The organism is Streptomyces sp. NPDC022910 (assembly GCF_055561075.1).
Window position 1 is genome coordinate 86303 of sequence record NZ_JBVHHL010000025.1, and the last position, 26201, is coordinate 112503.

The 26201-nt window shown below is 71.2% G+C and carries 20 protein-coding genes and 5 pseudogenes; 8 read left to right on the plus strand and 17 right to left on the minus strand.

The window, feature by feature from the left end; translation table 11 throughout:
- Window positions 1–18 precede the first annotated feature (18 nt).
- Window positions 19–849 (minus strand): DeoR/GlpR family DNA-binding transcription regulator, encoded by an 831-nt coding sequence (locus ACZ3TS_RS23585; protein ID WP_467621044.1) that lies wholly within the window; start codon window positions 847–849, stop codon window positions 19–21.
- Between the two features lie 288 nt (window positions 850–1137).
- On the opposite strand from ACZ3TS_RS23585, the gene ACZ3TS_RS23590 reads away from it, so the two are divergent.
- Window positions 1138–3522 carry a hypothetical protein gene (locus tag ACZ3TS_RS23590; RefSeq protein WP_467621047.1) on the plus strand — a complete coding sequence of 795 codons (2385 nt, stop codon included), beginning with the start codon at window positions 1138–1140 and terminating at the stop codon, window positions 3520–3522.
- On the opposite strand, the gene ACZ3TS_RS23595 is transcribed toward ACZ3TS_RS23590, so the two are convergent.
- The 4 genes from ACZ3TS_RS23595 to ACZ3TS_RS23610 form a co-directional block, all read right to left on the minus strand.
- The gene (locus tag ACZ3TS_RS23595) at window positions 3492–5930 is read right to left on the minus strand and encodes a right-handed parallel beta-helix repeat-containing protein (protein ID WP_467621050.1); all 2439 of its coding nucleotides are present in this window, start codon (window positions 5928–5930) and stop codon (window positions 3492–3494) included. The genes ACZ3TS_RS23590 and ACZ3TS_RS23595 overlap by 31 nt on opposite strands.
- Before the next feature lie 124 nt (window positions 5931–6054).
- Complete coding sequence (locus ACZ3TS_RS23600; RefSeq protein ID WP_467621053.1) at window positions 6055–6660, minus strand: Rv1733c family protein; 606 nt, start codon at window positions 6658–6660, stop codon at window positions 6055–6057.
- A gap of 213 nt (window positions 6661–6873) precedes the next feature.
- The gene (locus ACZ3TS_RS23605; protein WP_467621056.1) at window positions 6874–7701 is read right to left on the minus strand and encodes an MOSC domain-containing protein; all 828 of its coding nucleotides are present in this window, start codon (window positions 7699–7701) and stop codon (window positions 6874–6876) included.
- 48 nt (window positions 7702–7749) lie between these two features.
- On the minus strand, window positions 7750–8187 hold the full coding sequence (locus ACZ3TS_RS23610) for a DUF6643 family protein (RefSeq protein ID WP_467621059.1): 438 nt from the start codon (window positions 8185–8187) through the stop codon (window positions 7750–7752).
- A 293-nt stretch (window positions 8188–8480) separates the two neighbouring features.
- Between ACZ3TS_RS23610 and ACZ3TS_RS23615 the strand changes: the two genes are divergently transcribed.
- Window positions 8481–9902 (plus strand): TerD family protein, encoded by a 1422-nt coding sequence (locus ACZ3TS_RS23615; RefSeq protein ID WP_467621062.1) that lies wholly within the window; start codon window positions 8481–8483, stop codon window positions 9900–9902.
- Window positions 9903–9936: 34 nt separating this feature from the next.
- Here the strand turns inward: ACZ3TS_RS23615 and ACZ3TS_RS23620 are convergent, their stop codons facing one another.
- Window positions 9937–11112 (minus strand): glycosyltransferase, encoded by a 1176-nt coding sequence (locus tag ACZ3TS_RS23620; RefSeq protein WP_467621065.1) that lies wholly within the window; start codon window positions 11110–11112, stop codon window positions 9937–9939.
- Window positions 11113–11169: 57 nt separating this feature from the next.
- Between ACZ3TS_RS23620 and ACZ3TS_RS23625 the strand changes: the two genes are divergently transcribed.
- Together ACZ3TS_RS23625 and ACZ3TS_RS23630 are read left to right on the plus strand one after the other, a co-directional pair.
- Window positions 11170–11958, plus strand: coding sequence for a glutamate racemase (locus ACZ3TS_RS23625; RefSeq protein WP_467621068.1), 789 nt, complete (start codon window positions 11170–11172; stop codon window positions 11956–11958).
- A 98-nt stretch (window positions 11959–12056) separates the two neighbouring features.
- Window positions 12057–12590, plus strand: coding sequence for a hypothetical protein (locus ACZ3TS_RS23630; protein WP_467621070.1), 534 nt, complete (start codon window positions 12057–12059; stop codon window positions 12588–12590).
- Window positions 12591–12668: 78 nt separating this feature from the next.
- Here the strand turns inward: ACZ3TS_RS23630 and ACZ3TS_RS23635 are convergent, their stop codons facing one another.
- A complete protein-coding gene (locus ACZ3TS_RS23635; RefSeq protein WP_467621073.1) occupies window positions 12669–13718 on the minus strand; it encodes an O-antigen ligase family protein in 1050 nt (349 codons plus the stop codon).
- A gap of 237 nt (window positions 13719–13955) precedes the next feature.
- Here ACZ3TS_RS23635 and lnt point away from each other — a divergent pair, with 237 nt between their 5' ends.
- The 4 genes from lnt (at window position 13956) to ACZ3TS_RS23655 (ending at window position 18940) form a co-directional block, all read left to right on the plus strand.
- The gene (gene lnt / locus ACZ3TS_RS23640; protein ID WP_467621075.1) at window positions 13956–15617 is read left to right on the plus strand and encodes an apolipoprotein N-acyltransferase; all 1662 of its coding nucleotides are present in this window, start codon (window positions 13956–13958) and stop codon (window positions 15615–15617) included.
- A 9-nt stretch (window positions 15618–15626) separates the two neighbouring features.
- Window positions 15627–16106 (plus strand): NUDIX hydrolase, encoded by a 480-nt coding sequence (locus ACZ3TS_RS23645; protein ID WP_467621078.1) that lies wholly within the window; start codon window positions 15627–15629, stop codon window positions 16104–16106.
- A 54-nt stretch (window positions 16107–16160) separates the two neighbouring features.
- Window positions 16161–16943 (plus strand): 3-hydroxybutyrate dehydrogenase, encoded by a 783-nt coding sequence (locus ACZ3TS_RS23650; protein ID WP_467621081.1) that lies wholly within the window; start codon window positions 16161–16163, stop codon window positions 16941–16943.
- A gap of 68 nt (window positions 16944–17011) precedes the next feature.
- On the plus strand, window positions 17012–18940 hold the full coding sequence (locus ACZ3TS_RS23655; RefSeq protein ID WP_467621083.1) for a helix-turn-helix domain-containing protein: 1929 nt from the start codon (window positions 17012–17014) through the stop codon (window positions 18938–18940).
- 120 nt (window positions 18941–19060) lie between these two features.
- Here the strand turns inward: ACZ3TS_RS23655 and ACZ3TS_RS23660 are convergent, their stop codons facing one another.
- The 10 genes and pseudogenes from ACZ3TS_RS23660 to ACZ3TS_RS23705 form a co-directional block, all read right to left on the minus strand.
- Window positions 19061–20446, minus strand: a complete 1386-nt coding sequence (locus tag ACZ3TS_RS23660) for an MFS transporter (protein ID WP_467621086.1) — start codon at window positions 20444–20446, stop codon at window positions 19061–19063.
- Window positions 20447–20767: 321 nt separating this feature from the next.
- Window positions 20768–21094 carry a carboxymuconolactone decarboxylase family protein gene (locus ACZ3TS_RS23665; RefSeq protein WP_467621088.1) on the minus strand — a complete coding sequence of 109 codons (327 nt, stop codon included), beginning with the start codon at window positions 21092–21094 and terminating at the stop codon, window positions 20768–20770.
- A gap of 877 nt (window positions 21095–21971) precedes the next feature.
- Window positions 21972–22823 (minus strand): aldo/keto reductase, encoded by an 852-nt coding sequence (locus ACZ3TS_RS23670; RefSeq protein ID WP_467621091.1) that lies wholly within the window; start codon window positions 22821–22823, stop codon window positions 21972–21974.
- A 26-nt stretch (window positions 22824–22849) separates the two neighbouring features.
- On the minus strand, window positions 22850–23827 hold the full coding sequence (locus tag ACZ3TS_RS23675; RefSeq protein WP_467621107.1) for an aldo/keto reductase: 978 nt from the start codon (window positions 23825–23827) through the stop codon (window positions 22850–22852).
- Between the two features lie 561 nt (window positions 23828–24388).
- A pseudogene (locus ACZ3TS_RS23680) lies at window positions 24389–24527 on the minus strand (LuxR C-terminal-related transcriptional regulator); the annotation flags it as partial.
- 141 nt (window positions 24528–24668) lie between these two features.
- Window positions 24669–25079 (minus strand): flavodoxin, encoded by a 411-nt coding sequence (locus ACZ3TS_RS23685; RefSeq protein ID WP_467621109.1) that lies wholly within the window; start codon window positions 25077–25079, stop codon window positions 24669–24671.
- Window positions 25080–25137: 58 nt separating this feature from the next.
- Window positions 25138–25251, minus strand: a pseudogene (locus tag ACZ3TS_RS23690) (hypothetical protein); the annotation flags it as partial.
- A gap of 145 nt (window positions 25252–25396) precedes the next feature.
- Window positions 25397–25573, minus strand: a pseudogene (locus tag ACZ3TS_RS23695) (aldo/keto reductase); the annotation flags it as partial.
- Window positions 25573–25724: pseudogene (locus ACZ3TS_RS23700) on the minus strand (MFS transporter); the annotation flags it as partial. The pseudogenes ACZ3TS_RS23700 and ACZ3TS_RS23695, both read right to left, overlap by 1 nt.
- A gap of 142 nt (window positions 25725–25866) precedes the next feature.
- Window positions 25867–26201 (minus strand): annotated as a pseudogene (locus tag ACZ3TS_RS23705) (hypothetical protein); the annotation flags it as partial.

A 26201-nucleotide genomic window follows, 5' to 3' on the forward strand; every position in this document is an offset into this window, starting at 1 on the left:
ACCATAGCTGGCGGGCCGTCAGATGTCTGCAGCGTCCTCGGGCTCCCCGGCCACCACCAGCCGCCTCAGGTGCTCCGCGATCTCCACCCGCGCATCGGCGGGCAGGCCCGCGTCCGTCACCAGCGTATCGACCTGCTCCAGCGCCGCGAACGAACTCAGGCCCACCGTGCCCCACTTGGTGTGGTCGGCGACCACCACCACACGCCGTGCGGACTGCACGAGCCGCCGGTTGGTCTCGGCCTCCGCCAGATTCGGCGTGGACAGCCCCGCCTCCACCGATATCCCGTGCACGCCGAGGAACAGCAGGTCGAAATGGAGAGACGCGATCGCCTGATCGGCCACGGGCCCCACGAGCGAGTCGGACGGGGTCCGCACACCGCCTGTCAGGACGACCGTGGCGCCGCCCTGCCGCTGGCCGGACGTGCGCTGCGCCGAGTGGAAGACGTCGGCCACCCGTACCGAGTTGGTGACGACGGTGAGCTCCGGCACGTCGAGGAGATGGTGGGCCAGCGCGTACGTCGTCGTACCGCCGGACAGGGCGATCGCCGTGCCCGGAGCGACCAGCTCGGCCGCGGTCCGCGCGATGTCCTCCTTGGCCGTCAGTTCCAGACCCGACTTGGCCTCGAAGCCCGGCTCGTGCGTACTCGCCTCGACCACGGGCACCGCACCCCCGTGCACCTTCTCCAGCACACCCTGCCGGGCGAGCGCGTCGAGGTCGCGGCGGACCGTCATGTCGGAGACGCCGAGCTTGCGGGTCAGTTCGTTCACACGGACGCCGCCGCGCCGTCGTACCTCGTCCAGGATCAGGGCGCGGCGCTGCTCGGCGAGGAGGTTCTGGTTCTCGCTCACGTCCGCTTCGCTCCCTTTCGCCCGATCTGTTACGACATGGCGTCCATACCGGCTACGACAAGGCCATTCTCCCGCCACCGGTGCTCAGGACGCCCCATCCTCGCACGGGTCGCCGTCAGCAGTGCCATCCCCCGTACCTGAGGAATCACCATCGGCTGTCCGTCGCATCACCCGTATCGGGGAGATTCCGGAGGAGATTCCGTGACAACGGGTGTGCACACCCGTGACAACGGAGATCCTCTGCCTGCACATGACACACGCTACGCAACGCGGGGGAAGTGCAGAACAGTGGAGCGTGCACGGGAACACGAGGGGGAGCGCGGCGACGCCCGGCAGCGGGCCGCGCAGGGCGGGACGGCCCTGGAACTCCTGATTCACGGAGTAGGCGGCACCACGCCCGAGGAGTTGCTGGACGATCCGCGGACGGTCCGGATCACCGGTGACGGGACCGCCGCCGTCTACCGGCGCGCCGACGACGCCGACGCGGAACGGCACCCCGAGGACCGAAAGGGCCGTCCGGTGCCCGAGGCGTACGTGTGGTGCAACCTCACCTCCGGAAACGCCGCCCGCGCCCTGTGGCTGCTGCTGCTGCCCTTCATGGTGGCCAACCTCGCGCACTGGATGCGCCCGACGACGACCGACCGGCAAAGAACCGTCCGCCTGTACGGACTGATCGTCCGCCTCATCGGGCTCACCCTGACCGTGCTGCTGGTCGCCGCCGCCTGCGAGGTCGCCCTCGATCTGGGTGCCTGGCAGTGCGCGGGCACCCGCGCGTGTGCCGGCCGCCACTCATGGCTCGGCTTCCTCTCGCCCGTCGCATCCCACCACGGCTGGTGGAGCCAGCCGGGACGGCGCCTGGTGCTGGCGTCTCTGGTGCCCACCGCACTCACCGGCCTGCTCTGGTACCTGTCCCACCGCACCTGGAGCGCGTACGAGTCCCAGCAGCCCCTCTCCCGCCGGGCCGAGCCCGACGAGGCGCAGCACCGCACCGCCCTCGGCCGCCCAGGGTTCTGGTACGGGCGCCGACTGGTGGCCCGGCTGCGCGCCGCGCACACCGCCGCCGGTTTTCTGACCGTCGCCGCCGCGCTGGGCACCTCCGCCGTCCGTCACGACCGACGCCACGGTCCCGCCGGACTCGAAGTCGTCGGCTGGCTCCTGGGCGCAACTCTTGTCGTGGGCGCCGTGGTTGTGGTTTGGGTGGTGTGCCGCCGGGGCCGCACCGAGAACCGGCTCGACAAGGAACTCGACGGCGCGGTCGTACGTCTGCTGCCCGCCGGCGCGCTCGCTCTGCTCGTAGTGACCGCGGTGTATGCCGGATGGTCGCGCCCGGGCTGGCGGTCGGCGGGCCGGCTGCCGGGCGACGCCACGTTCGGGACGCTCGCCCTGGCGCAGGGGCTCCTCGTCATCGCGCTCGGTGTCGTGGCCCATGTCCTGTATCGCGCCCGTCCCGACACGCGCACCGCGATGCGCGGACTGGCCGGACCCGCCGTCGCGATGCTGGCCTGTGCGCTCGGCGGGGTGATGTCCGGCGGTGTGGCCCAGCGGGTCGCCGACTGGCTGGACGGCACCGGGCACATCATGGCCGGGCCGCCCGTCCTGCTCACCTGGCAGGCGTCCACGATCCCGCCGCTGCTCCTGGTCCTGCTCGTGGTCGTCGCCCGGCTCGTTCGGCGCAGTATGGTGCTGCGACGCGCCGAGACGGTCGCGGTCGAACTCGACTACCCGGGCGAGCCCAAGGACGACGCGCGCACCCAGCGCATCGCGAGCACGCGCGCCATGGCCGCCCTCACCGACCGGGCCCCACTCGTCGTCGCCGTCACGTCCGCCGTGACGCTGCTCCTGGGTGCCGTGGCTCTCGCCGGGGCCTTCGCCACCGGCGACACGCTGCAGGTGGCCGCGCAGGGTACGCACCCCTTCGTCAGGGGCGCCGCCGAGACCGCACAGGCGCTCGGATCCTGGCTGATCGGCGTCGGCTTCCTCCTGCTCGTCACCTGGGGGCGCCGCGCCTACAAGGACGCCTCCGCGCGCCGCACCATCGGCATCCTGTGGGACGTGGGCACCTTCTGGCCGCGCGCCGCCCACCCCTTCGCCCCGCCCTGCTACGCCGAGCGCGCGGTGCCCGACCTGACCTGGCGCATGGCCACCTGGACGAGTGCCACCAGGGGGCGGCTCGTCCTCTCCGGTCACTCGCAGGGCAGCGTGCTGGCGGCGGCCGCGGCCTGGCAGCTCAAGCCTTCTGTACGCAGACGGGTGGCCCTACTGACGTACGGCTCGCCCCTGGAGCGGCTGTACGGGCGCTGGTTCCCGGCGTACTTCGGTCCGGCCGCGCTCAGCTCCCTGCACCGCGAGGTCGACTGCTGGCGCAACCTGTACCGGCTCACCGACCCGATCGGCGGCCCGATTCGACTGCCGGGCGACTGCGGCCCGCAGGTGGACCGCGCACCGCTCAAGGACCCGCTGGCATACGGGCGCACCAGTGAGCACCCGCTGCCCGCGCCGATCCTCGGACACGGCGACTACCAGGCGGACCCGGCCTTCGCCGAGGAGCGCGAGCGGCTGCTGGCGCGCCTGCGGCCGGGGCTGCCGGAACCGCGGTCCGCCCAAGCGCCTCCAGAGCCGGGCGCGAAGCGTGGGGGCGCGGATCAGGGCAGCTCCGGCAGGTCCTCCGGGTAGAGCAGGGTCAGATCGTCGGTGCTCGGTTCCGCCAGCTGGGCGACGCGGCCCGCGTGGCGCTCCACCATCGCCTCGAACGTCTGGCGCGCGGTGCGGCCGTTGCCGAACGCCGGTCCCTTCGGGATCGCCGCGAAGTACTTCAGCAGCGCCTCGGTGGCCCCGGGGCCCAGCCGGTACTCGTGCTCCTCGGCCTGCTGCTCCACTATCCTCAGCAGCTCCTCGGGGCCGTAGTCGCCGAAGGTGATGGTCCGTGAGAAGCGGGAGGCCACCCCGGGGTTGACCGACAGGAAGCGCTCCATCTCGGCCGTGTAGCCGGCGACGATGACCACGACCGCCTCCCGGTGATCCTCCATCAGTTTCACGAGTGTGTCGATCGCCTCACGCCCGAAGTCGCGCCCGGAGTCCTCCGGCGACAGCGCGTAGGCCTCGTCGATGAACAGCACCCCGCCGCGCGCCCGGTCGAAGGCCTCCTGAGTGCGGATGGCGGTGGAGCCGATGTGTTCGCCGACCAGGTCGACCCGGGACACCTCCACCAGGTGGCCCTTCTCCAGGACACCGAGTGAGGCCAGGATCTCGCCGTACAGCCGGGCGACCGTCGTCTTGCCGGTGCCGGGGGAGCCCGTGAACACCAGATGCCGCCGTACGGACGCCGCCTTGAGGCCGGCCTGCTGTCGTCGGCGCCCCACCTCGATCATGTCGGTCAGGGCGCGCACCTCGCGCTTGACGCTCTCCAGGCCGACCAGCGCGTCGAGTTCCCCGAGCACGGCCTTCGAGGTGCGCGCGGGCTGCTCCGGCTCCGGGACGGCGGTGACGAGATGCTCCTGCTCCGTGGTGCGCTGGCCCGGGATGGAGCCCAGCAGGCCGGAGGACTGGCCCGCCGTCTGCACGGTGGTCTCCTGGGCCGCCACGGGCCGCAGTCCGGCGCTCTCGTCGCTGGTGCAGTCCTCGACCACCGCACCGCCGCCGGACGCGCCCGGGCCGCCGTCCGCGAACTCGTACCCCCCGCGCGCGCACCGCTCCGTTCGGCACTTCCTCAGCGTGGCGCGGCAGCCGTCGATCACATGGAAGCCATAGCCGCCACTGCCCGTGACCCGGCAGTTCAGGAAGCTGCCCCGGCCGCCCGCCGAGATGTAGAAGCCCGCTTCCGCGGGTGAAGTCACCGTGCACCGCTCGATGCTGGGGTCGGCGCCCTTGGTGACGATCACACCCGTCTGGATGTCGTCGATGGTGCAGCCCGACAGCGTGCCGCCGCTGCCGTGGTCCCGGAACCAGGCGCCCGTCGCCGCGTCCCGGATCCGGCAGTCGTCCAGCTGCGCGGTGGCGCCGTCGCTCACCGACACCGCCGTGTTGCGCACCTGGGTGAGGTCGCTGTCCACGACGTCCGCGCGCGAGCCGCGGTCGAGGACGAACAGGGCGTCCGGCACATCGTGCACCCTGCAGGAGTCGAGCACCGCGGTCGCGCCGTCGCTGACCCACACCGCCGGGTAGTCACCGGTGCTGTCGAAGATCTCGCACTGGTTGGCGTCCACACGGGTGCCCGGGTCCCACACCGACAGGCCGTTGCGGCCGAACTGCCGCACCGTCGTGCGGGTCAGCGTGAGCACCGAGCGGGACCGCAGGTCGACCGCGTTCTCCGGGATGTCGTGAATGCGGCAGTCGGCGAGCGTCAGCACCGCGTCCGTGTCGAGCGTGACGCCGTCCGCGGTGGTGCGGTGCACATCGCAGTCCGTCAGATGTGCCGTGGCCCGCGCGGTCACCTGCACACCGGAGCCCCGGACTTCGTATACCTCACAACCGACCGCTTCCAGCGAGGAGTTCTCACCCGTCGCCGACAGGCCCGCGCCCGAGGCGTGGTGCACCCGGCAGCGCTCGAGTCGCGGGCGCCCGCCGCCCCGGACCGCGACGCCCGACTGGGCCGCCGCCACGACCTCGCACTCCTCGAACACACCGCCGCCGCCGTCCACGACGGCGATGCCGATGCCAGCCGGGTTGTCGACCGTGCAGCGCCGCACCGTGGGGCGAGCGCCGCCGCGGACCTCGATGCCGGCCGCGGACCGCGTCATGATCCGCACGTCCACAAGCTCCGGCGCACCCTCTTCTATGAGCAGCGCGGGCGCGGCCGCGTCCTGGCCCTCGACATGCAGGTCCTGGACCACCGCGGAGGCCCGCACGGTCAGCGGCACCCCGTCCACCGGCGCGATGCGCACGGAGCCGGGGGAGCCCTCGGGCCCGCGCAGTGTCACCGCCCGTTGGACGACGAGGTTCTCCCGGTAGGTGCCGGGAGCGACGGTGAGCACGTCTCCGTCGCCCGCGGCCTCCAGGGCGGCGGCGAGCGACGCGTACTCACCCGTGCGGCGCCGCCACCGCGATGTGCCGGTGTGCGTCACCTGGACCGTGCCCTGTGCCATGGCGCTGCTGTGCCCCCACCTCGTACTCACGCGGGTTCTCGCGAAGATGCCGAACCGCCGGACAGTTCAGCCGGTCCACCGTAGCGTGCGCGGACGTGGCCGGTTGACCGGAGCCGGAAGGCGGTCAACTGCCCGTTCCGGTGCGGCCCCAGTCCGGGCCCGCCTTGTCCCATGCCTGGTCCCAGCGTGCGTACCGGCGCAGGACCATGCGCCAGACGATCAGCCGACGGCCGCCCTCGATGAGCCCCACGGTCATCGCGGCCGCGCCGACGCCCGCCAGCACGGCGTGGGTCGTCGCAGTGGTGCTGTCCAGCGGACGGGCCGCTGTTCGGCCGTGACGGTCGGTCCAGAGAGTGAAGTGGTCGCCCGGGTGCGGGGACTTGAGGTCGGAGAGGACGGTGCCGTGCTGTTCTGTGCCGTCCGGTGCGGTCCAGTCGGCGAGCACGCGGCTGTTCGTGTCGCGCGACGTCGAGGACTCCGGATCCGGGTTCATCGGGACGTCGTTGAGCTTCTTGACGACGGTGGCCGCCACGAGGTGGCGGGAGTGCTGCTGGGCGCGCACGGACTTCTGCAGGGAGGCCTGCGCGACCGATCCGATCACAGCCCCGACGAGGGGCGCGGCGACAAGGACCAGGAAGAGGGCGGCCAGTGCCACCCAGGCCTCGGCCAGATCGGTTCCACGGCGCAGCGGACTGCGCCGCCAGCGCCACAGGCCGCTGATTGCTCGCACCGTCCCGCACCCCCTTCCCGTCTGTGATAACCCCCGTGCCCGGCCGTTCACTCCCGGGGCCGGGGAAGAGAGAGCGAAATCACCTCTCTCGTGCCTCACGCGCCTCTCATGGACCTCTCACGCTGACCTCAACGACCGCGTCGGCCGACCGACTTCCCGACCGGGCGACGCATCGAGGAGCCTGAACGACAGGAGCAGGCCCGCGGGCGGGCCCTATTCGAGGATCGTGACCGGATCGCCGATGCGGACCGCACCGAGCGTCTCTGGCACCAGGTTCTGTCCGAAGGCCAGCTTGTCCCCGAATCGGCGATGGCGGCCGAGGGTGCGCAGCGGCTCCTTGCCGCGCTCGGCGGTGGCCTGGTCCGTGGTGGTCACGACGCAGCGCCCGCACTTCTTGGCGACCCGGAAGACGATCTCCCCGATGGCGATCCGCTTCCAGTCGTCCTCGGCCCAGGGCGGCGTGCCGGCCACGACGACATTCGGCCGGAACCGGTTCATGGGCAGTGGGCCCTCGCCCGGGTGGTCACCCTCCTCGATCAGCGAGTTGAGAGCGTCCAGGGAGGCGAGCGAAGTGAGCAGCAGCGGGTAGCCGTCGGCCAGGCTGACGGTCTCGCCCGGGCGCCCGTACGGCGGGTCGTCGATGGGGCGGCGGACGGCGGGGTCGTCGAGGTGGACGAGGGTCACGGCCTTGTCGAGGTACGCGCTGAACCAGTCGCTCGCATCGAGGCCGGCGGGAACCGTCTCGATCTTCTCTCCCGACCACTTCGCGGTCGTGGTGACGCCCGGGTGCGGCACGGCGACGGTCAGCGGTTCCAGACCGGACGCGGACACGCGGATCCCGCCGCCGGGCAGGAGCTCGGCGGCGGCCAGCGCCAGGCGCGGGTGTTCGCGTTGGGTGACGACCCTTCCCGCTTTGTCGATCAGTGCCCAGCGCCGGTCCCCGGCGAGCCCCCATGGCTCCACCACGGCCTCGTGGAGCGCCTGGCCCCGCAGTGCCTTGACCGGGTGGACGTGAATCGAGTGCAGCGCTGGTTTCGGCATGAGGCCATCGTGCCACCGGGCACCGACGGCCTCATGCCGTGAGGCGGATCAGTATCCGCGGTACTGCTGCCCGTTGTTGTACGGGTCCTGGTACGGCGCCGGGGCCGGGCGCGGCGCCGCGGGGCGCATCGCCTCGTAGCCCGTGCCCGTGGGGCGCGGCTGCTGCATCTGCTGGGGACCGGGGTAGCCGCGCGGCCCCGTCTGCTGCGGAATGTACGCGGTCGGGGCCTGCTGTAGCGGGGCGGGCTGCGGCGCCTGGGGGTAGCCGTAGGAGGGCATGTGAGGGGAGGGTGCGGCCGGCAGCGCGGGAAGCGCGGACGGCAGTGCGGGCAGGTTGCTACCCGGCGTCTCGTACGCGGAGGGGACCCGGATCGGAGCGATCTGCGGGGTGCCCCGCTCGGCGACGAGCCTGTCGTAGATCGGAGTGTCCGGGAAGGGCGACGCGGAGTAGTAACCGCCGCCATAGGTGGAGCGGGGGGAGGTCATGGCACATAAGTTAAGCCCACGATGTGCTGGTTGGGGAGACCGATAAGAGGGTTGTTTTCCGTGTCCGTGGTGACGCGGGATCCCCAATGCGAGCGAACTTGGCAAAAAAGGTCAGCGGGCGGGGTTCGGATCGTGTAAAGCCGGAGTTCCCGGCGGGTTACCGGGGGTTGAGCAGGGGGCTTCCGGTACGGGGCATGGGAGTTTGGGGTCCCCGAGGATTAGGTTGGCCGGAGCGGATGCAAACCGACTGCCCGGGCCTCGGTCCTGGTGCGGCGACACGTGAGGGGGCGGACATGTCGATGCCGAAGGGATCGAACCTTCAGGTTCCGACGACAGCGTTGCGCGTAGAACTGGGCTGGCGTTCCGGACCGGGTGTGCCCGACGCGGACGCCTCGGCGCTGCTGCTGGTCTCCGGGAGGGTCCGTACCGACGGTGACTTCGTCTTCTACAACCAGCCCACCCACTCCACCGGCGCGGTGCGCCACGAGGGCAAGCGCGACGTGGGCGGTCAGGTGACGGACACCCTCCTCGTCGACCTCGCGCGTCTGGAGCCCGCGATCGAGACGGTGGTGCTGGCCGCCTCCGCCGACGGAGGAACGTTCGGGCAGGTGCCAGGTCTCTACATCCGTGTGCTCGACGCGGGGAAGGGTGCGGAGGTCGCACGCTTCGATCCCCAGGCGACCGTCGAGACCGCGTTCGTGCTGGGGGAGTTCTACCGCCGTCAGGGCGCATGGAAGTTCCGCGCCGTCGGACAGGGCTACAGCAGTGGACTCGAGGGCCTGGCCACGGACTACGGAATCACGGTGGACGAGCCGCAGCGCGCGGCGCCGCCTTCCGCGCCCGTCACACGAGTGGACCGGCCCAACGCGCAGGCGACCCCGCCGGCCACCGCGCCTTCGCCGTCCGCACCGCCCGTCGCCGCGCCTCCGCCGCCGGTGACCGCGCTGCCTTCCACCTCCCCATACGGCGCACCGCCACCTCCTCCTTCCCCTTACGGCGCACCGCCGTCCCAGCCTCCGACCGGCCCGTACGGTGCGCCTCCGCCTCCTGTTCCCCCGTCGGCGCCCGCGGCTCCGGTCCGCCTCACCAAGGTCACGCTCACCAAGCAGGCACCCTCGGTCTCGCTGACCAAGCAGGGCGGCACCTCGGGTGCCATGCGTGTGAACCTCAACTGGCAGGTGCGCAAGCAGTTCTCCGGCTGGGGCAGCAAGCGCGGCCGGGCGGTGGCCCTGCACGCGGACCTCGACCTGGACCTGTGCGCCCTCTACGAGCTCTCCGACGGCAGCAAGGGGGTCGTCCAGGCGCTGGGCAACGCCTTCGGGGCGCTGCACCAGCCGCCGTACATCCACCTCGACGGCGACGACCGCACCGGCGCCGTGGAGAGCGGCGAGAACCTCACCGTCAATCTCGACCACAAGCAGAGCTTCCGGCGCATCCTCATCTTCGTGACCATCTACGAAGGCGCCCGCTCCTTCGCCGACCTGCACGCCACGGTCACGCTCCAGCCGCAGTACGGCGCACCCGTCGAGTTCTTCCTCGACGAGTGCACGGTGCCCTCGACCGTGTGCGCGCTCGCCCTCATCACCAACACCGGCGGTGACCTGGTCGTCCAGCGCGAAGCCCGCTACCTGGTTCCGGAGCGCGGCGTCAGCCCGCAGCGCACGATCGACCACGTCTACGGGTGGGGCATGAACTGGACCCCCGGAAGGAAGTGACCCACCGGGCCGATCGTGCAGGCGACAGGCCCGGTCACTGCTCGTCGAGCGCCGCGTCCGGACGCGCGTAGGTGCGGCCCTTCCACGCCGCACCGCGCCCCCGGTAGTGCTGCACCGCCGAATCGACCGTCATGAGGAGATACAGGAGCGCGGTGACCGGCAGGAGCAGCGCGAGCCACAGAGGCTGACGGTAGTAACGCAGCATCGGGACGTACGTCGCCGTCATCACCAGCTTCGCGAGTCCGCCGACCACCATCGCCGCGACGTTCTCGGTGACGAGCCCGGCGACCAACGCGACGGACGGCACGAGGTACACGGCGGCGAGTCCGAGCACCGTACCCGCGAGCAGCAGCGGACTGTGCCGCAGCTGGGCGTATGCGCTGCGCGAGACCATCCGCCACAGGTCGTGCAGCCGCGGATACGGGCGCACGCTGTCGACCCGGTCGGCCAGACCCAGCCAGATATGGCCGCCGCTGTTCTTGACCGCCCGCGCGAGCGCCACATCGTCGATGACCGCCTGCCGGATGGCGTCGGGAACCCGCGCGCGTTCGGCGGCGTCGGCGCGCAGCAGCACGCAGCCGCCCGCCGCGGCCGCCGTCCGCGAGCCCCGCTCCGCGATCCAGCGGAACGGATACAGCTGGGCGAAGAAGTACACGAACGCGGGCACGACAAGCCGTTCCCAGACGCTCTCCACCCGCAGCCGGGCCATCTGTGAGACAAGGTCGAAGCCGCCGGTGCGCGCCGCCGCCACCAGTTCCCGCAGGCTGTCGGGAGCGTGTGCGATGTCGGCGTCCGTCAGGAGCAGGTATTCGGGCGCACGCGCGCGTGCCAGAGCGATTCCGTGACGCACCGCCCACAGCTTGCCGGTCCAGCCCGCGGGAGGCTCGCCCGGGGAGTCGACGGTGAGCGGCAGCCCGCCGTGGCGCTGCGCCAGATCGCGTGCCAGCTCCCCGGTGCCGTCCGAACTGCCGTCGTCGATCAGGAAGACCTCGGCACGCCCCGGATAGTCCTGTGCGAGCAGCGAGGGAAGACTGTGCGGCAGCACCGCGGTCTCATCCCGCGCCGGCACGACGACGCAGACCGACGGCCAGTCCCCGGGGTCCCCGCGGGGCGGCAGCCTGACATCCGTGCGCCAGAAGAAGCCCTGGCACAGCAGCAGCCACAACCAGGCGGCGAGTGATACCGCAGCAGTCCACACGATGGCGCTCACCCGCGCAGTCTGCCCCACCGCGCGGGCCGCTCGGGGCACATCGTCTATCGTGGCCGGGTGAAGATCGCGCTCATGGACTCCGGAATCGGTCTGCTCCCCGCTGCCGCCGCCGCACGTCGTCTGCGGCCCGATGCGGATCTCGTCCTCTCCTGGGACCCCGAGGGGATGCCATGGGGACCCCGCACTCCGGAGGACATCACCGAGCGCGCCCTGGCCGTCGCCGTGGCCGCCGCCGCGCACCGTCCCGACGTCCTGATCGTTGCCTGCAACACCGCATCCGTGCACTCCCTGCCCGCCCTGCGTGCCCGTTTCGAACCGGACCTGCCGATCATCGGCACGGTTCCGGCGATCAAGCCGGCGGCGGCGGGCGGTGGACCCGTCGCGATCTGGGCCACGCCCGCCACCACCGGGAGCGCCTACCAGCGCGGTCTCATCCGGGAGTTCGCCGACGGGGTGACCGTGACCGAGGTGCCGTGCCCCGGGCTTGCGGACGCCGTGCACCACGCGGACGACCCGGCGGTCGACGCCGCCATCGCCGCGGCCGCCGTGCTCACCCCCGACGATGTCACGACCGTCGTTCTCGGCTGCACCAATTACGAACTGGTCGCCGACCGCATCCGCGCGGCCGTGCAGAATCCCGCCCTGCCACCGCTCATCCTGCATGGAACCGCGGGGGCGGTGGTCGCCCAGGCGCTGCGCCGGATCGGCGAGCCCTCGGCGCCGCAGGCTCCCGCCGAGGGCGGTCTGACCGTGTTGCTGAGCGGTCGCGAGGGCGTGCTGCCGCCCGAGGCGCTGGCGTACGCCGAGGGCAGGTTCCTGCAGGAGGCGGTCAGCCCCGCGCGCTGAGGGGCGTCGGCCCGCCCTCAGCGCGCCTGAGCGCCCTCCGGACCAGTAACTCTGAGCAACCCCGTGCCCGCGCTCGGGAAGCTGGGTACTCTCGAGGCATGAGGGACCACCCCCAGGGCGACCCCGAGATCTGGACGGGGCGCGCGACCAACCGGGCACAGTGGCTGCTGGCGCTCGGCGGTGCCGCGTTCATGGCACTTGGCATCCAACTGGCCGTCGACTCCGCGTGGACGTCCGGCATCGCCCCGCTCGTCATGTCCGTCGTGGGCTGCATCGCCGCCGGGCTGCTGGTCCTCTTCGGCACCCTCGCGTTCGTGCACGTCGCGGTGAAGGTCGACAAGGACTGCCTCGAGGTGCGCTGCGGCCACATCGGTGTCCCGCGCCGCCGCATCCCCCTCTCGCTCGTCGCCGGGGCCGAATTCGTGCCCCGGGTCACCCCGCGCCAGTGGGGCGGCTGGGGCTACCGCTGGCGGCCCGAGAAGGGCACGGCCGTCGTCGTACGGCGGGGCGAGGGCGTCGTCCTGCGTCTCTGGGACGGTCATACCTTCACGATCACCGTGGACAACGCCGAGACGGCGGTGCGCGTCATCCGGGCCCGACTGCATCCGAGCCTGCCCGGCGCCACACACTGACCCGCCCGGTGGGACGTTTCCTGGTCTCCCCTCTCCTTATTTACCGAGACTTGCTGAGCCCTGGACACATCCCTGGCTCTACTGCGACTCGGGCTCCCGCCTGCCCCCGTGCTCGTCCGCGAGCGGACGAGCCGTCGCGATACCTGCCAGCAGCCCCGCCCCCGCCGTCACCGTGGTGAAGCTCAGCGCGTTGCCGACCGATGCGATGACCGCCAGCGCCGTCAGCGCGGCGCCCGCCGTGAGCGCGACCGGCGTGGGCCGCCGGGTGCGCCACAGCGCGTACAGGACCCAGCAGAAGACCGCCGCGAGCAGTGCCACGCCGGTCAGGCCCTGTTCCGCGGTCTGCTGGAGCGGTGCGGAGTGCGGCTTGCCGTCCGGCAGGAGGGACTGTGTGGCCGTGGGGCTCAGCTCGCCGAAGCGCCCGGGCCCCGCGCCGAATGCCGGATCCCGGTGGGCCAGCGTGAGCGCGTCGCGCCAGAGCAGGACGCGGTGCCGGCCGAGCTGGTCCTCCAGAAAGGCACCGAGGCCGCCCGGCAGGGCGTTCTCGGCGATCGCCCACATCACTCCGGTCGCCAGGGCCGCGACGAGCGCGAGGCCCGCCAGTGCCGGGGCGCGGTGCCGCATCCGGTCGGCGGCGATCGAGCAGAGCAGCACCCCGGTGGAGGCCACGAGGCCCGTCGTCGAGCCGATCGCTGCCGCGGCCACGGCGATTCCCACGGCCGACAGACGCAGTGCGAGCCGCTGTGCCTGGCTGCGGGCCGCCCACGCGGCACAGCACGCCGCGCCCGAGGAGAGCGTCAGCAGCGCCGCGATCGCGCCGGTGTGCCCCAGTGGCGATATGAACTGCGGGCCCGCCGTGACATGCGGGGCGGCGACCGCGAGCCCGAGGCCGGCCAAGGCGCCCGCCGTGGGTGCGGCGACCGGCAGAAGCGCCCCGAAGATGCGCCCCGACGCGTAGCCCGCGGCGACCGCGAGCACCGCGAGCAGGACGCCCTCGGGACGGCCGCCGTGTGCGGTGGCCGTGATGATCGACCATGCCGCGCACGCGCCGAGCACCAGGACGCCCGTCGCATCCGAAACGTTTCGTCTCTCGTCCTCCGCGTCCGTGGCCCCGGTCGCGGACGCCATCCCAGTGGATCCCACCCCGCCGCCCCCCTGTAGTGGGCCCGACCGGTCCGGCCGCATCCGGCCGCACGTCAGAGGCCCGGGCACACGCTAACGGGTGATGCGGCGATTTGTGGATGAGTTGCGCAGCAACGATGTAGCAGAAGGGCAGAGAAAAACGGGGCAAGGGTGAATGGAACGTCCCGGGTGCGGAGCGGACCGACCTGTCGGCGTCTTGGTCACGCGCCGTACACTCCCGGGGTGACCGTCACCGCAACTTCCGTGGGAGAGCCGGAGCGGCTCGAACCCCAGGCCGGGCCCGCACCCCGTGGTGCCCGCCGGGTTCGGCGCCTCGTTCCGGCCGCCGCCGCGGCGCTCTCCGGAGTGCTGCTCTACGTCAGTTTCCCGCCCCGGACCCTGTGGTGGCTGGCCCTTCCGGCCTTCGCCGTCTTCGGCTGGACTCTGCGCGGGCGCACCTGGAAGGCGGCCCTCGGTCTCGGATATCTGTTCGGCCTCGGTTTTCTGCTGCCGCTGCTCGTGTGGACCGGCGTCGAGGTCGGCTCCGGTCCGTGGCTCGCGCTCGTCGCGGTGGAGGCGATCTTCATCGCGCTCGTGGGCGTCGGTGTCGCGTGGGTCTCCCGGCTGCCCGCCTGGCCGGTGTGGGCGGCCGCCGTGTGGATCGCGGGGGAGGCGGCACGCGCGCGCGTGCCTTTCGGTGGTTTCCCCTGGGGGAAGATCGCCTTCGGCCAGGCGGACGGTGTCTTCCTGCCGCTCGCCGCCGTCGGCGGAACCCCGGTGCTGGGTTTCGCGGTCGTGCTGTGCGGCTTCGGGCTGTACGAGATCGTGCGCGTCGTGGTGGACGGGCGGCGCAGCGGCGGTGTACTGCGGCGCGGGGCCGCCGTAGCCGCACTGATCAGCGTCGCTGCTCCCGTGGTGGGCGCCGTCGCCGCGCGCTCCTTGGTCACCGACAAGGCCGAGAACGGCACCGCGACCGTCGCCGTCATCCAGGGCAACGTGCCGCGCGCCGGGCTCGAGTTCAACGCACAGCGGCGCGCCGTCCTCGACTACCACGTGCGTGAGACCGAGCGCCTGGCCGAGAAGGTCAAGGCAGGCAAGGCCCCGCGGCCCGACCTCGTGCTGTGGCCCGAGAACTCCTCCGACATCGACCCCTTCGCCAACCCCGACGCCGCCGCCGTGATCGAAGGTGCCGTGAAGGCGATCGGTGCGCCCATCTCCGTCGGCGGTGTCGTCGAGCGTGACGGCAAGCTCTACAACGAGCAGATCCTGTGGGACCCGGACAAGGGCCCCGTGGACACGTACGACAAGCGGCAGGTGCAGCCGTTCGGCGAGTACCTCCCGCTGCGCTCGCTTCTCGGCGTCATCAACAAGAACTGGACGTCGATGGTGCGCCAGGACTTCAGCCGGGGACACAAGCCGGGCGTGTTCACCATGGCGGACGCCAAAGTCGGGCTCGTCACCTGCTACGAGGCCGCCTTCGACTGGACCGTGCGCAGCACCGTCACGGACGGCGCACAGCTGATCTCGGTGCCCAGCAACAACGCGACTTTCGACCGCAGCGAGATGACCTACCAGCAGCTGGCCATGTCCCGGGTGCGGGCGGTGGAGCACAGCCGTACCGTCACCGTGCCGGTGACCAGCGGCGTCAGCGCCGTCATCATGCCGGACGGAAAGATCACCCAGCGGACCGGGATGTTCGTGGCCGCCTCGCTCGTCCAGAAGGTGCCGCTGCGCTCCTCCCTGACGCCCGCGACACGGCTCGGCACCCTGCCTGAGATGGTTCTCTTGCTCGTCGCGGCCGGTGGGCTCGGCTGGGCGGTGGTGTCGGCGGCACGCGGCCGGCGCGACCATGGCATTCCCGACGTGCGGGCCGAAGAGCCGGGAGTGAGGGAACCGGCCCGTTAGGGTCTGGCCATGGCTACTCCCGATTTCATCCGGACCATCCGCGCCTCCGCCGGTCATCAGCTGCTGTGGCTCCCGGGCGTCACCGCCATCGTCTTCGACGACGACGGCAGGGTGCTGCTCGGGCGCCGTACCGACACCCGGAAGTGGTCGGTGATCGGAGGCATTCCGGAGCCGGGCGAGCAGCCGGCGGTCTGTGCCGTGCGCGAGGTGTACGAGGAGACGGCGGTGCGGTGCGTCGCCGAACGAGTCGTCCTCGTCCAGGCACTGGAACCGGTGACATACACGAACGGCGACGTGTGCCAGTACATGGACATCACGTTCCGCTGCCGGGCAGTCGGCGGCGAGGCGCGCGTCAACGACGACGAGTCGCTGGAGGTGGGCTGGTTCGCGGTGGACGCGCTGCCGGAGCTGAACGAGTTCGGGCTACTCCGGATCAAGCAGGCACTGTCGGATGCACCCACATGGTTCGACCCCACCAATCCGCTGTGAAGTATGGGTGGTGACCATATGGGGCGAGGGGTGGGCCCTACCTAGGGTCGACGCATGACCGCGCCTCACGCCCTCGCCCTCGATCTCGGCGGACGCACCGCCCTCGTCACCGGTGCCGCCGGCGGTATCGGCCGCGCTTGCGCGCTGCGGTTGGCTGCCGCCGGGGCCAAGGTGAGAGCGGTCGACCGGGACGCCGCCGGCCTCGAAGGCCTCACCGGCGCTGCCCGCGGCCTCGCGGGCACCGTCGAGCCGCACGTCCTCGACCTCACCGACCTGGACGCGGCCGAACTCGCCGCCGCCGGCACCGACGTCCTCGTCAACAACGCCGGGCTGCAGTTGGTCCGCCCGCTGGAGGAATTCCCGCCCGACGTCTTCCACACCGTGCTGACGGTGATGCTGGAGGCGCCGTTCCGCCTCATCCGCGGGGCGCTGCCCCATATGTACGGACAGGGCTGGGGCCGCATCGTCAACATCTCGTCGGTCCATGGGCTGCGCGCCTCGGCGTTCAAGGCGGCGTACGTCGCCGCCAAACACGGACTCGAAGGGCTCTCGAAGACAGCCGCCCTGGAGGGTGCTCCCCACGGGGTCACGTCCAACTGTGTGAACCCGGCGTACGTGCGCACGCCGCTCGTCGAGGAGCAGCTCGCGGACCAGGCGCGGGCGCACGGAATCCCCGAGCAGCGCGTGTTGTCCGAGGTGCTGCTCCAGGACAGTGCCGTCAAGCGGTTGATCGAACCGGGGGAGGTCGCCGAGGCGGTGGCCTATCTGTGCAGCCCACAGGCGTCCTTCGTCACCGGCACGTCGCTGGTCCTCGACGGCGGCTGGACTGCACACTGAGCGGGGACATGTCAGAAGTTGTCCACAGAGGCGGTGGGAGCGGGCCGAGTGTGGTCCATCCTGGGGGCATGTCTCGCGATCACGTTCAGTCCGCGGAGCGCCCCGGCACCTGTGCTGAGGCGCCGTTCCTGGAGCTCCTTGCCCGGGGTGCGTCGGCCGACGCGTACGAGCAGCCGGTGCTGCTCGCCCGCGCCGAGGGCCTGCCGGCACAGCGCGTCGATGTCCTGGAGCAGACCAAACGGCTGGCGCTGCGCGTGCGCGCGGAGATGGAAGGCAGACGCCGCCGTGAGGCAGAGCTGTCCGCGCTCTTCGAGACGGCGCACGATCTGGCCGGACTCCGTGACCTCGACGCCGTCCTGCAGGCAATCGTGCAGCGCGCCAGGTCGCTGTTGAGCACCGACGTCGCGTATCTGACCCTGCACGACGAGGCGGCGGGCGACACCTATATGAGGGTCACCGAGGGTTCGGTCGCCGCGCGTTTCCAGCAGTTGAGGCTCGGCATGGGGGAGGGGCTCGGCGGACTGGTCGCCCAGACCGCACGCCCCTATGTGACGCCCGACTACTTCAAGGACGACCGCTTCCAGCACACGCGGACGATCGACACGGGCGTGAGCGACGAGGGGCTCGTGGCGATCCTCGGTGTGCCCCTGATGATCGGACCGCAGGTGATCGGGGTGCTCTTCGCCGCCGACCGGCGGGCCCGGGTCTTCGAGCGGGAGGAGATCGCCCTCCTCGGCTCGTTCGCCGCGCTGGCAGCCGCGGCCATCGACACCGCGAACCTGCTCACCGAGACCCGTTCGGCCCTGGACCGGCTCGCCCGGGCCAACGAGATCATCCGCGACCGCAGCGGCGTCATCGAGCGGGCCTCGGACGTCCACGACCGGCTCGCCCAGCTCGTCCTGCGCGGCGGTGGCGTCCACGACGTGGCGGCTGCGGTCTCCCAGGTCCTCGCCGGCACGGTCCAGTTCGCCGAGGCGGACGCCGCCCCCACCGCTGCCCTGGAGGCGTCCCGCGCCGAGGGCCACGCCGTGCGGAACGGGGACGACTGGATCGCCGCCGTGGCGGCCGGCGGCGAGCTGCTCGGCGCGCTGGTGCTGCGCGGCCATCCGGGGCTCGACCCCGTCGACCAGCGCACCCTGGAGCGCGCCGCGATGGTCACCTCCTTGCTGCTGCTCGCCCGCCGTTCGGCCGTCGAGGCCGAACAGCGCGTGCGCGGCGAGTTGTTGGACGACCTCCTCGACGCCCGCGACCGCGACCCGCGCGTGCTGCGCCAGCGGGCCGCGCGGCTGCGCGCCGATCTCGACGCCACTCATGTGGTGCTCGCCGCCCGCCTCGACGGCGCGTCGGCCGACGCCGACCAGGAAGCCGCCGCTCGCCGTCGTCTGTGGTCCGCCGCCTCCCACCTGGCGGCCACCCGGCACGGGCTCGCCGCCGCCCGCGACGGCGGTACGGTCCTGCTGCTGCCCCTCGGACCGGGCGCCACCGCGACGGACCTCGCGCGCCGCACCGCACGGCAACTGGGCACGGCGGTCCACGAGAAGGTCACGGTCGGCGCGTCCGCACCCCTCGAGAACCTCGCGGGCCGCCCCGACGCGGTGGCCGCGGCCTATGCGGAGGGACAGCGCTGCCTTGACGCGCTACGCCTGCTGGGCCGGGCGGGGGACGGTGCCGCCGCCGAGGACTTCGGATTCCTGGGGCTGCTGCTCGCAGGGGACCGGGACATCGCAGGCTATGTGGAGCGCACGATCGGCGAGGTCGTCGACTACGACGAACGACGCGGCACCGACCTCGTACGCACCCTTGACGCGTACTTCGCCTGCGGGACGAGCCCGGCGCGCACCAAGGACGAACTCCACGTGCACGTCAACACGGTGGCGCAGCGCCTGGAGCGCGTCGGCCGGCTCCTCGGTGACGACTGGCAGAGCCCGGCCCGCGCCCTGGAGATACAACTGGCGCTGCGGCTGCACCGATTGTCCGCGTCACCGGGCTCCCGCTGATCCGTGCGCGCCACAGCCGGCCCCGCGCTGCGACGCGCGGCCACGGGGCCGAGGGGCGGGGAAGCCGACACGAACCGGCCCCGCGCGCGCAGACACACGGGACCGGTGGTTGAGCGGGACTCAGGCGGTACGCGCGTCCGCCGTACGCGCCCCCGCCGGCTCCGTGTCGGCCGGGGAGTCGACGTGGGCCAGATCGCGGTTGCGCGTCTCCTTCGCGACGCCCACCGCGATCAGGGTCAGGACGGACGCCGCGATGACGTACAGGGCGATCAGCGTGGAGCCGCCGGATTCGGACAGCAGCGCCGTCGCGATGAGCGGGGCCGGTGCACCGGCTGCCACCGACGCGAACTGGGCGCCGATGGACGCACCCGAGTAGCGCATGCGGGTCGCGAACATCTCCGAGAAGAAGGCCGCCTGGGGCGCGTACATCGCTCCGTGCAGCACCAGACCGACCGTCACCGCGATGACCAGATTCCCGAAGTCGGCCGTGTCGATGAGCGAGAAGAACGGGAACATCCACAGGCCGACCCCCGCCGCGCCCAGCAGATAGACGGGCCGGCGGCCGACCCGGTCCGAGAGCGCGCCCCAGGCCGGGATGACGGCGAAGTGCACGGCGGAGGCGATGAGGACGGCGTTGAGGGCGGTCTGCTTGGAGACGCCGGCCGAGGTGGTGGCGTAGACGAGGATGAAGGCGGTGATCACGTAGTAGCTGATGTTCTCCGCCATGCGCGCGCCCATGGCGACCAGCACGTCCTTCCAGTGGTGACGCAGAACGGACACCAGCGGCAGCTTCTCCGCGTCGGTGTCCTGGGTCCCCTTGCGGGCCTCGGCCTGCGCCAACGCCTGCTGGAACACGGGCGATTCATCGACAGACAGACGAATCCACAAACCGACGATCACCAGCACTCCGGACAGGAGGAACGGAATGCGCCATCCCCAGGAGCCGAACGCGCTGTCGGAGAGCACGGCGGTCAGCAGCGACAGCACACCCGTGGCGAGGAGCTGCCCGGCCGGTGCGCCGGTCTGCGGCCAGGAGGCCCAGAAGCCACGACGCCGCGCGTCACCGTGCTCGGACACGAGCAGGACGGCGCCGCCCCACTCACCGCCGAGCGCGAAGCCCTGCACCAGACGCAGTGTCGTCAGCAGCACGGGCGCGGCGGTGCCGACCGTCGCGTGCGTGGGCAGCAGCCCTATGGCGAAGGTCGCCCCGCCCATGAGCAGCAGGCTCAGCACCAGCAACTTCTTGCGCCCGAGCCGGTCGCCGTAGTGACCGAACACCAGGGCACCGAGCGGCCGGGCGGCAAACCCGACCGCATACGTGAGGAACGACAGCAGGGTGCCGACCAGCGGGTCGGAGTCGGGGAAGAACAGCTTGTTGAAGACGAGCGCGGCTGCTGACCCGTAGAGGAAGAAGTCGTACCACTCGATGGTGGTGCCGATGAGGCTGGCGGCGACGATGCGCTTGAGGTTGGACGGGGCTGGCGGAGCGGTCGCGGGCGACGACATCGGCACCACTTCCTGACGTTCGACGGGGACGTTTGCGTGTCGCCACACCGTAGGAACGTGCAGGTCAGAGGCGTATGTGGTGGGACACCATAGTTCTGGGCGTCGGAGTGCGCGCGCACACCATGGAGGCGCTGCCGGGCATCGTCGATGGCCGCAATGAGGTCGCAGGGCGCTGTCTGAGTTGCACTGTTCAGACACCCGCGGTCAGCCGGGACGGTGGCTGCCCCTCGGCGAGCATGGTCAGCCAGACTTCGCCGGTGAACCGCTCGGCCGGGGCTTTGGCGGTGGCCTTCCGTGCGAGAGTTCCATGAGTTCGGTCTCCTACGCCTTCTCGTCCTCGACGATGCCCTTGAGCTGCACCAACGCGCCCATGCCGCTGGGCCACCCCGCGTAGAACGCCACGTGGGTGAGGGCCTCGACGAGTTCGTCCTGGGTCAGCCCGTTCTGAAGGGCGAGCTTCAGATGGCTGTCGAGCTGACCGGGCCAGTAGGTGGCGGTGAGCACCGCGACGGTGATCAGGCTGCGGTCGCGAGGGGACCGGCCCTCGCGTTGCCATACGTCGCCGAAGAGCACGTCGTCGGTGAGCCGCACCATCTTCGGCGCGAGATCACCGAGCAACTGCTGAGCCCGGGAGGGTTGCTTGGGCATGGAGGACTTCTCCTTAGTGAATGGTGAGGGCATGCGGGTCGGCGCACCGTGCGTCATGGGCGGCAGTCGGTGAAGGGCACGATCACTTCGGCCCGGGGGGCGGACGGCGTGGGCGGCCGTCCCGTCAGCAGCAGTCTCGGGGTCGCGTCCAAGGCGCGCCATCGGATGAGAGCCCTTCCACTTTCCGGTTCCCGTCACCCGCGGCAGCCCTGGCCCGGATGCGCCGGGGCCGGTCAGCCGGAAGGACTGGCCGCCCGAGCACCGTGAGTTCGCCTCGATCAGTCCTTGCGTTGCGGGAAACCTTGTGTGGATCGGGGCGTGGTGGCCCGGTCGTGCAGGGGATCGTGCCGAGCCGTGGGGGTGGCGACAGGGGTGTGGCAGGACCCCTCAACCGGCATGCGGGGCACCGGCGGGGTACTTGGCGTCGAACATGTCCACCAGCGCCTTCTCCCTGAACGACGGTGCGAAGATCCCGGCCATCGGCTCGGAGTCTTCCAGACCCCGCCGGACGTCACGACCGCCGCGGTCACGGAGGCGCGCAGCGTCGGCTACGGCCTTGGCGGCAAGGCCGCCTACGGCGACGGACGCGAGACGCTGTCGGCCAGTATCTCGGTGTCTTGGCCTCGAAGTTCCGGCGCCGGCCGTAGTGGTAGTTCTCGACTGGCCGGTCGAGGGGCGCTTCCGACGGGCGACGCAGCGGACCGCTCTGCTGTCGCGAGGCGGAGGCGGTCCGGCCTCGTCAGGGCGGAAGGCGAACAAGCAGGCGCCGCGACACCGGATGACACGGCAGCCCCGCTCGCCGACAGGCCGTGCGGCGCCTTGCACCGGAGCGGCCTGTCGGCAAGCGTGAATCCGCTCATCGCCAGGGCGCTTCGGTTCAGCTGTCCAGGCGCCGCGCGCTGAGCCACTTGACGATCTCCGGGTCGTGGTGGTCGAAGAACAGCGAGGCTCCGGTGTCCAGGCCGGCGATGGACGCCATCTCGGCATCGGTGAGCGCGAAGTCGAAGACGTCGAGGTTCTCCGCCATCCGCTCGGGCCGTACCGACTTCGGGATCGAGGCGACGCCACGCTGGACCGCCCAGCGCAGTACCACCTGGCCCACCGACTTCCCGTGCCGCTGGGCGATCTCGCTCAGCACGGGGTTGGTGAACAGATCGTTCTTGCCCTCCGCGAAACCGCCCCACGCCTGGAGCTGGACACCTTCTTCGCGCATCAGCTGCTGGTAGTCGGCGCGCTGGAAGAAGGGGTGGGTCTCGATCTGGTTGACGGCGGGCGTGACCTCGTTGTTGATGATCAGGTCGAGGAGGCGGTCGGGGTAGAAGTTGGAGACGCCGATGGCCTTGGCGAGGCCCTGCCGGTTCAGCTGCTCCATGGCCCGCCACTGGCCGTACACGTCACCGTAAGGCTGGTGCATCAGGTACAGGTCCAGGTAGTCGAGCCCGAGCTTGGTCAGCGACGCCTCGAAGGCAGGCTTGGTGTTCTCCTCGGCAGGCGCGTCCTGGACGTACAGCTTGGTGGTGACGAAGAGCTCCTCGCGCGGTATGCCGCTGCTCTTGATCGCACGGCCGACGGCCTCCTCGTTGCCGTACGAGGCCGCCGTGTCGAGCAACCGGTAGCCGGCCGCGAGGGCCTCGGTGACAACCTGTTCGGTCTCGTCGGCCGGGATCTGGAAGACGCCGAAGCCGAGGATCGGCATCTCGACGCCGTTGTTCAGGGTGACGTTCTGCATGGGTTCTTTCTTTTGGTGCGGGTGGCTCAGCGTTCGAGCATCTTCAGCTGGGCTTCGGTGTGGGTGGCGCCGGCCGCGGGCGGGAGGCTCGTCAGCCGGTCGAGCTGGGCGGGGGTGAGCCGGACGGCGTCTGCGGCGGTGTTCTCTTCGAGGCGGCTCACGCGCTTGGTGCCGGGGATGGGAGCGATGTCGTCGCCCTGGGCGAGCAGCCAGGCGATGGCGATCTGGGCCGGGGTGGCGCCGGCTTCGGCGGCGACGGCCTGGACCTCGTCGGCCAGGCGCAGGTTGTGCTGGAAGTTCTCGCCGGTGAAGCGCGGGTTGTCCCGCCGGAAGTCGTCCTCGGCGAAGCCGTCGGTGGAGCGGATCGCGCCGGTGAGGACGCCCCGTCCCAGCGGCGCGAACGGGACGAAGCCGATGCCGAGCTCGCGCAGCGTGGGCAGCACCCGTGCCTCCGGATCGCGCGTGAAGAGGGAGTATTCGGACTGGACGGCAGTGACCGGCGTGACGGCGTTCGCGCGGCGGATCGTCTCCGGCCCGGCCTCGGACAGGCCGAACGCGCGGACCTTGCCCTGAGCGATCAGCTCCCCCACGGCGCCCGCCGTCTCCTCGATGGGGATGTTCGGGTCGACCCGGTGCTGGTAGTACAGGTCGATGTGGTCCGTCCCGAGACGCTGCAGAGAGCCCTCGACGGCGGTGTGGATGTTGGCCGGGCTGGAGTCCAGGTTGCCCGGTCCGTCGCCACCATGCGAGACCAGGCCGAACTTCGTCGCCAGCACCACCTGGTCGCGGCGCCCCTTCAGGGCCCGGCCGAGCAGTTCCTCGTTGGTGTACGGACCGTAGATCTCGGCGGTGTCGATGAAGGTGACGCCCAACTCCAGGGCGCGGTGCACGGTACGGATGGACTCCGCCTCGTCGGTCCCGGCGCCGGTGTATCCCTGGGACATACCCATCGCGCCCAGACCGATCCGGGAAACCTCCAGGTCACGCAGGTGGATCTGATGCATCAGTGCTCTCCGCTCCGTCGTCTTCGGGCTGCCTCTTCGCGGTGTCCTCGGTCTGCGGCTTCGCCGTTGCCGGGCTGGTTCCACTCTGGCCCCGGCGTCCGGCCTCCGCTTGCTGTCCGCCTTTGGCCCATGGCGGCACGGCCGGACCTGACACGGCAGCATGCGCAGTGCGACACCGCGGTCGTGGGCCTCGCGGGAAGCGTACGGCCAGGTCGCCCCCGTCTCGTCGGCTGAGCGCCCCCGGTGCCCAGCCGAGTTGTTCGGGGGAATGACAGGGCCCCTCACCACATCGCCGAGTGGTTGACACGCCACGACACGCGAGCGTGCCCGACGTCGAAGAGATCGCCGGGGGGCGGCGAAGTTGCTCATCGAATCCGGCGAGGCCAAGCACTTCGGCTTGCCCAGCCCGAGCACTCCCTGCGGTGGCGGGAGCGCGAGGAGTGGATCCTGCCGACGCTGCTTGAGCGCGGCATCGGGTTCGTCCCCTTCAGCCTGCCGAGCAAGGGGATGGAGTGCTGCTCGCGCCCTGCTCCCGTAGTGCAGGGCACCGCCATGCCAGGTGAGTTCCAGCAGCCTGCGGCGGACCGCCTCGAAGACGCCGCGCCCGGTTGGCGACGCCGAGTTTGCGGTAGATGCGCACCAGGTGCGTCTTGACGATCGCCTCGCTCAGGTACAGGGCGTCCGCGATGGAGCGGTTGCTGTGCCGCTGGCCATTGACTGCCCCTGCCTTCCTGTCTGACCCGTCCGGTACCACTCTGTGGTATCGCGGCCGCAGAGGGTGATGCCGATACGGACGGGGTTGGTGAGCGTGATCCGCTCGTAGTCGGCGCTCACGACTGGTTCAGTCTCGGAGAAGGCCGATGCGGCTCAGCCACGACCCGACATCGCCGTCGGCGTCCCGGACTTCCTCGCCGCGTACCGCGAGCCCCTCGCCGATCGTCGCGCCTCGACAGGACGCCCCGTAGTCACGCTCGGTGGTCCCCAGTCCGCTCATGGCATACGTCGTGAAGGGAAAGACAGTCTTGCCGTCGAAGTCGAACCTCTCGGCGAAGGTTGACATGATCATTGGTGCTCGCACGTTCCAGATGGGGCTCCCGAGCAGCACCGTGTCATAACGCTCGACCGACGGTGGGAGGTTGGCAATGGCAGGCCGCGCATCGACCTCCTGCTCGCGGACGTTGCGTGCGACCGTCTCGTTGTAGTCGTCGGAGTAGGGGGCGACGGCTTCGATGCGGTGCACGTCGCACTCGATGGTCTCCCCGCATCAGTTCGACGCCGGGGAGTAGTTGCTGGGCTCGACGCACGTCGCGTACCAGTGCCCGCGGGCGCAGGCCGTGCCGCTTGGCGGCCGCCACCGCCAGCCGTCCGATGCTGCCGGTCGCGCCGACCATGAGTACGTCGGTGATGTTCTGCTTCTGGGACATGGGGAAGCCCTGGTCCGTGAGAGGGGTGCCGCCGTGAGGGCGGCCGGGGAAAGTTCCTCGGGCGTGGGTGCCTCGGCCCTTCGAGTCTTACGAGCCGGGCACCCACACCCCGGAGCTCCGGTGACGCGCTGTCACCCCGTCCGGATCAGTCGTGAATGCGGGCGTTGCCGATCCGGCTGACCTGCGCCGGGTCACGGTGGTCGAAGAACAGCGAGCCGCCGGTGTCCAGGGTGGCGAGGGACGCCATCTGGTCGTCGGTGAGCTCGAAGTCGAAGACGTCGATGTTCTCCTTCATCCGGTCGGCGCGGACCGACTTGGGAACGCGGCGAAGGCGAGCGTGTAGCCGTCGACCACCCACTGCAGGCCGGTCATCCCGCTGCCGAAGCCCGGCCGATCGCGGGCAGGGCGACGTTCACGATCATCGCGTCGACCATGATCGTGAAGGAGCCGAGCAGTACGGCAGCCAGCGCCATACGACCACCGGAGCAGCTCTGCGGTGACCGTGTGAGGTCGGACCGGGACGCCCGGCCGACGTTGCCGTCGGTGGGTTTCCCCGGCCCGCCTCCCGAACCGGACGTGCCCGATTTCCGGGCATCCGGCTCTCCACAAGCCCTCTCAGACGGCCGCTGCCATCGTGGTTCCGCTGGGCCAGGGCGAGGGGATCTTGTTTCCGCGATACAGATAGCGGTTGGTCCGCACCTTCGCGCACCTGAACAAGACCACCTCGCCGTCGGCGGGCCACCATCGGCCCGCGCAGTAACGACGGCGCATACTCTTCCAGTTGGACCGGCGGTGCTTGCGCCGCAGCCATCCGAAGACCTGGCGCCAGGTGAAGGCCGACAGGTATTGGAAGGTCCCGGCGGTAGAGTAGGGGTCGGACCGGGGCGCGGTACTGGCCTTGCGACCAGCCCGTTTCCCCGGCCCGCCCTCCGCACCGGACATGCGACTCT

Excerpts from the sequence above, each read along its gene's own strand:
- ACZ3TS_RS23610 (WP_467621059.1), bottom strand. The coding sequence starts at position 8,187 with ATGACCTCCCCCCGCTCCACCTATGGCGGCGGTTACTACTCCGCGTCG.
- ACZ3TS_RS23670 (WP_467621091.1), bottom strand. The coding sequence starts at position 22,823 with ATGCAGAACGTCACCCTGAACAACGGCGTCGAGATGCCGATCCTCGGC.
- ACZ3TS_RS23660 (WP_467621086.1), bottom strand. The coding sequence starts at position 20,446 with ATGTCGTCGCCCGCGACCGCTCCGCCAGCCCCGTCCAACCTCAAGCGC.
- ACZ3TS_RS23650 (WP_467621081.1), top strand. The coding sequence starts at position 16,161 with ATGACCGCGCCTCACGCCCTCGCCCTCGATCTCGGCGGACGCACCGCC.
- ACZ3TS_RS23655 (WP_467621083.1), top strand. The coding sequence starts at position 17,012 with ATGTCTCGCGATCACGTTCAGTCCGCGGAGCGCCCCGGCACCTGTGCT.
- ACZ3TS_RS23635 (WP_467621073.1), bottom strand. The coding sequence starts at position 13,718 with ATGGCGTCCGCGACCGGGGCCACGGACGCGGAGGACGAGAGACGAAAC.
- ACZ3TS_RS23645 (WP_467621078.1), top strand. The coding sequence starts at position 15,627 with ATGGCTACTCCCGATTTCATCCGGACCATCCGCGCCTCCGCCGGTCAT.
- ACZ3TS_RS23675 (WP_467621107.1), bottom strand. The coding sequence starts at position 23,827 with ATGCATCAGATCCACCTGCGTGACCTGGAGGTTTCCCGGATCGGTCTG.
- ACZ3TS_RS23630 (WP_467621070.1), top strand. The coding sequence starts at position 12,057 with ATGAGGGACCACCCCCAGGGCGACCCCGAGATCTGGACGGGGCGCGCG.
- ACZ3TS_RS23615 (WP_467621062.1), top strand. The coding sequence starts at position 8,481 with ATGTCGATGCCGAAGGGATCGAACCTTCAGGTTCCGACGACAGCGTTG.
- ACZ3TS_RS23665 (WP_467621088.1), bottom strand. The coding sequence starts at position 21,094 with ATGCCCAAGCAACCCTCCCGGGCTCAGCAGTTGCTCGGTGATCTCGCG.
- ACZ3TS_RS23595 (WP_467621050.1), bottom strand. The coding sequence starts at position 5,930 with ATGGCACAGGGCACGGTCCAGGTGACGCACACCGGCACATCGCGGTGG.
- ACZ3TS_RS23605 (WP_467621056.1), bottom strand. The coding sequence starts at position 7,701 with ATGCCGAAACCAGCGCTGCACTCGATTCACGTCCACCCGGTCAAGGCA.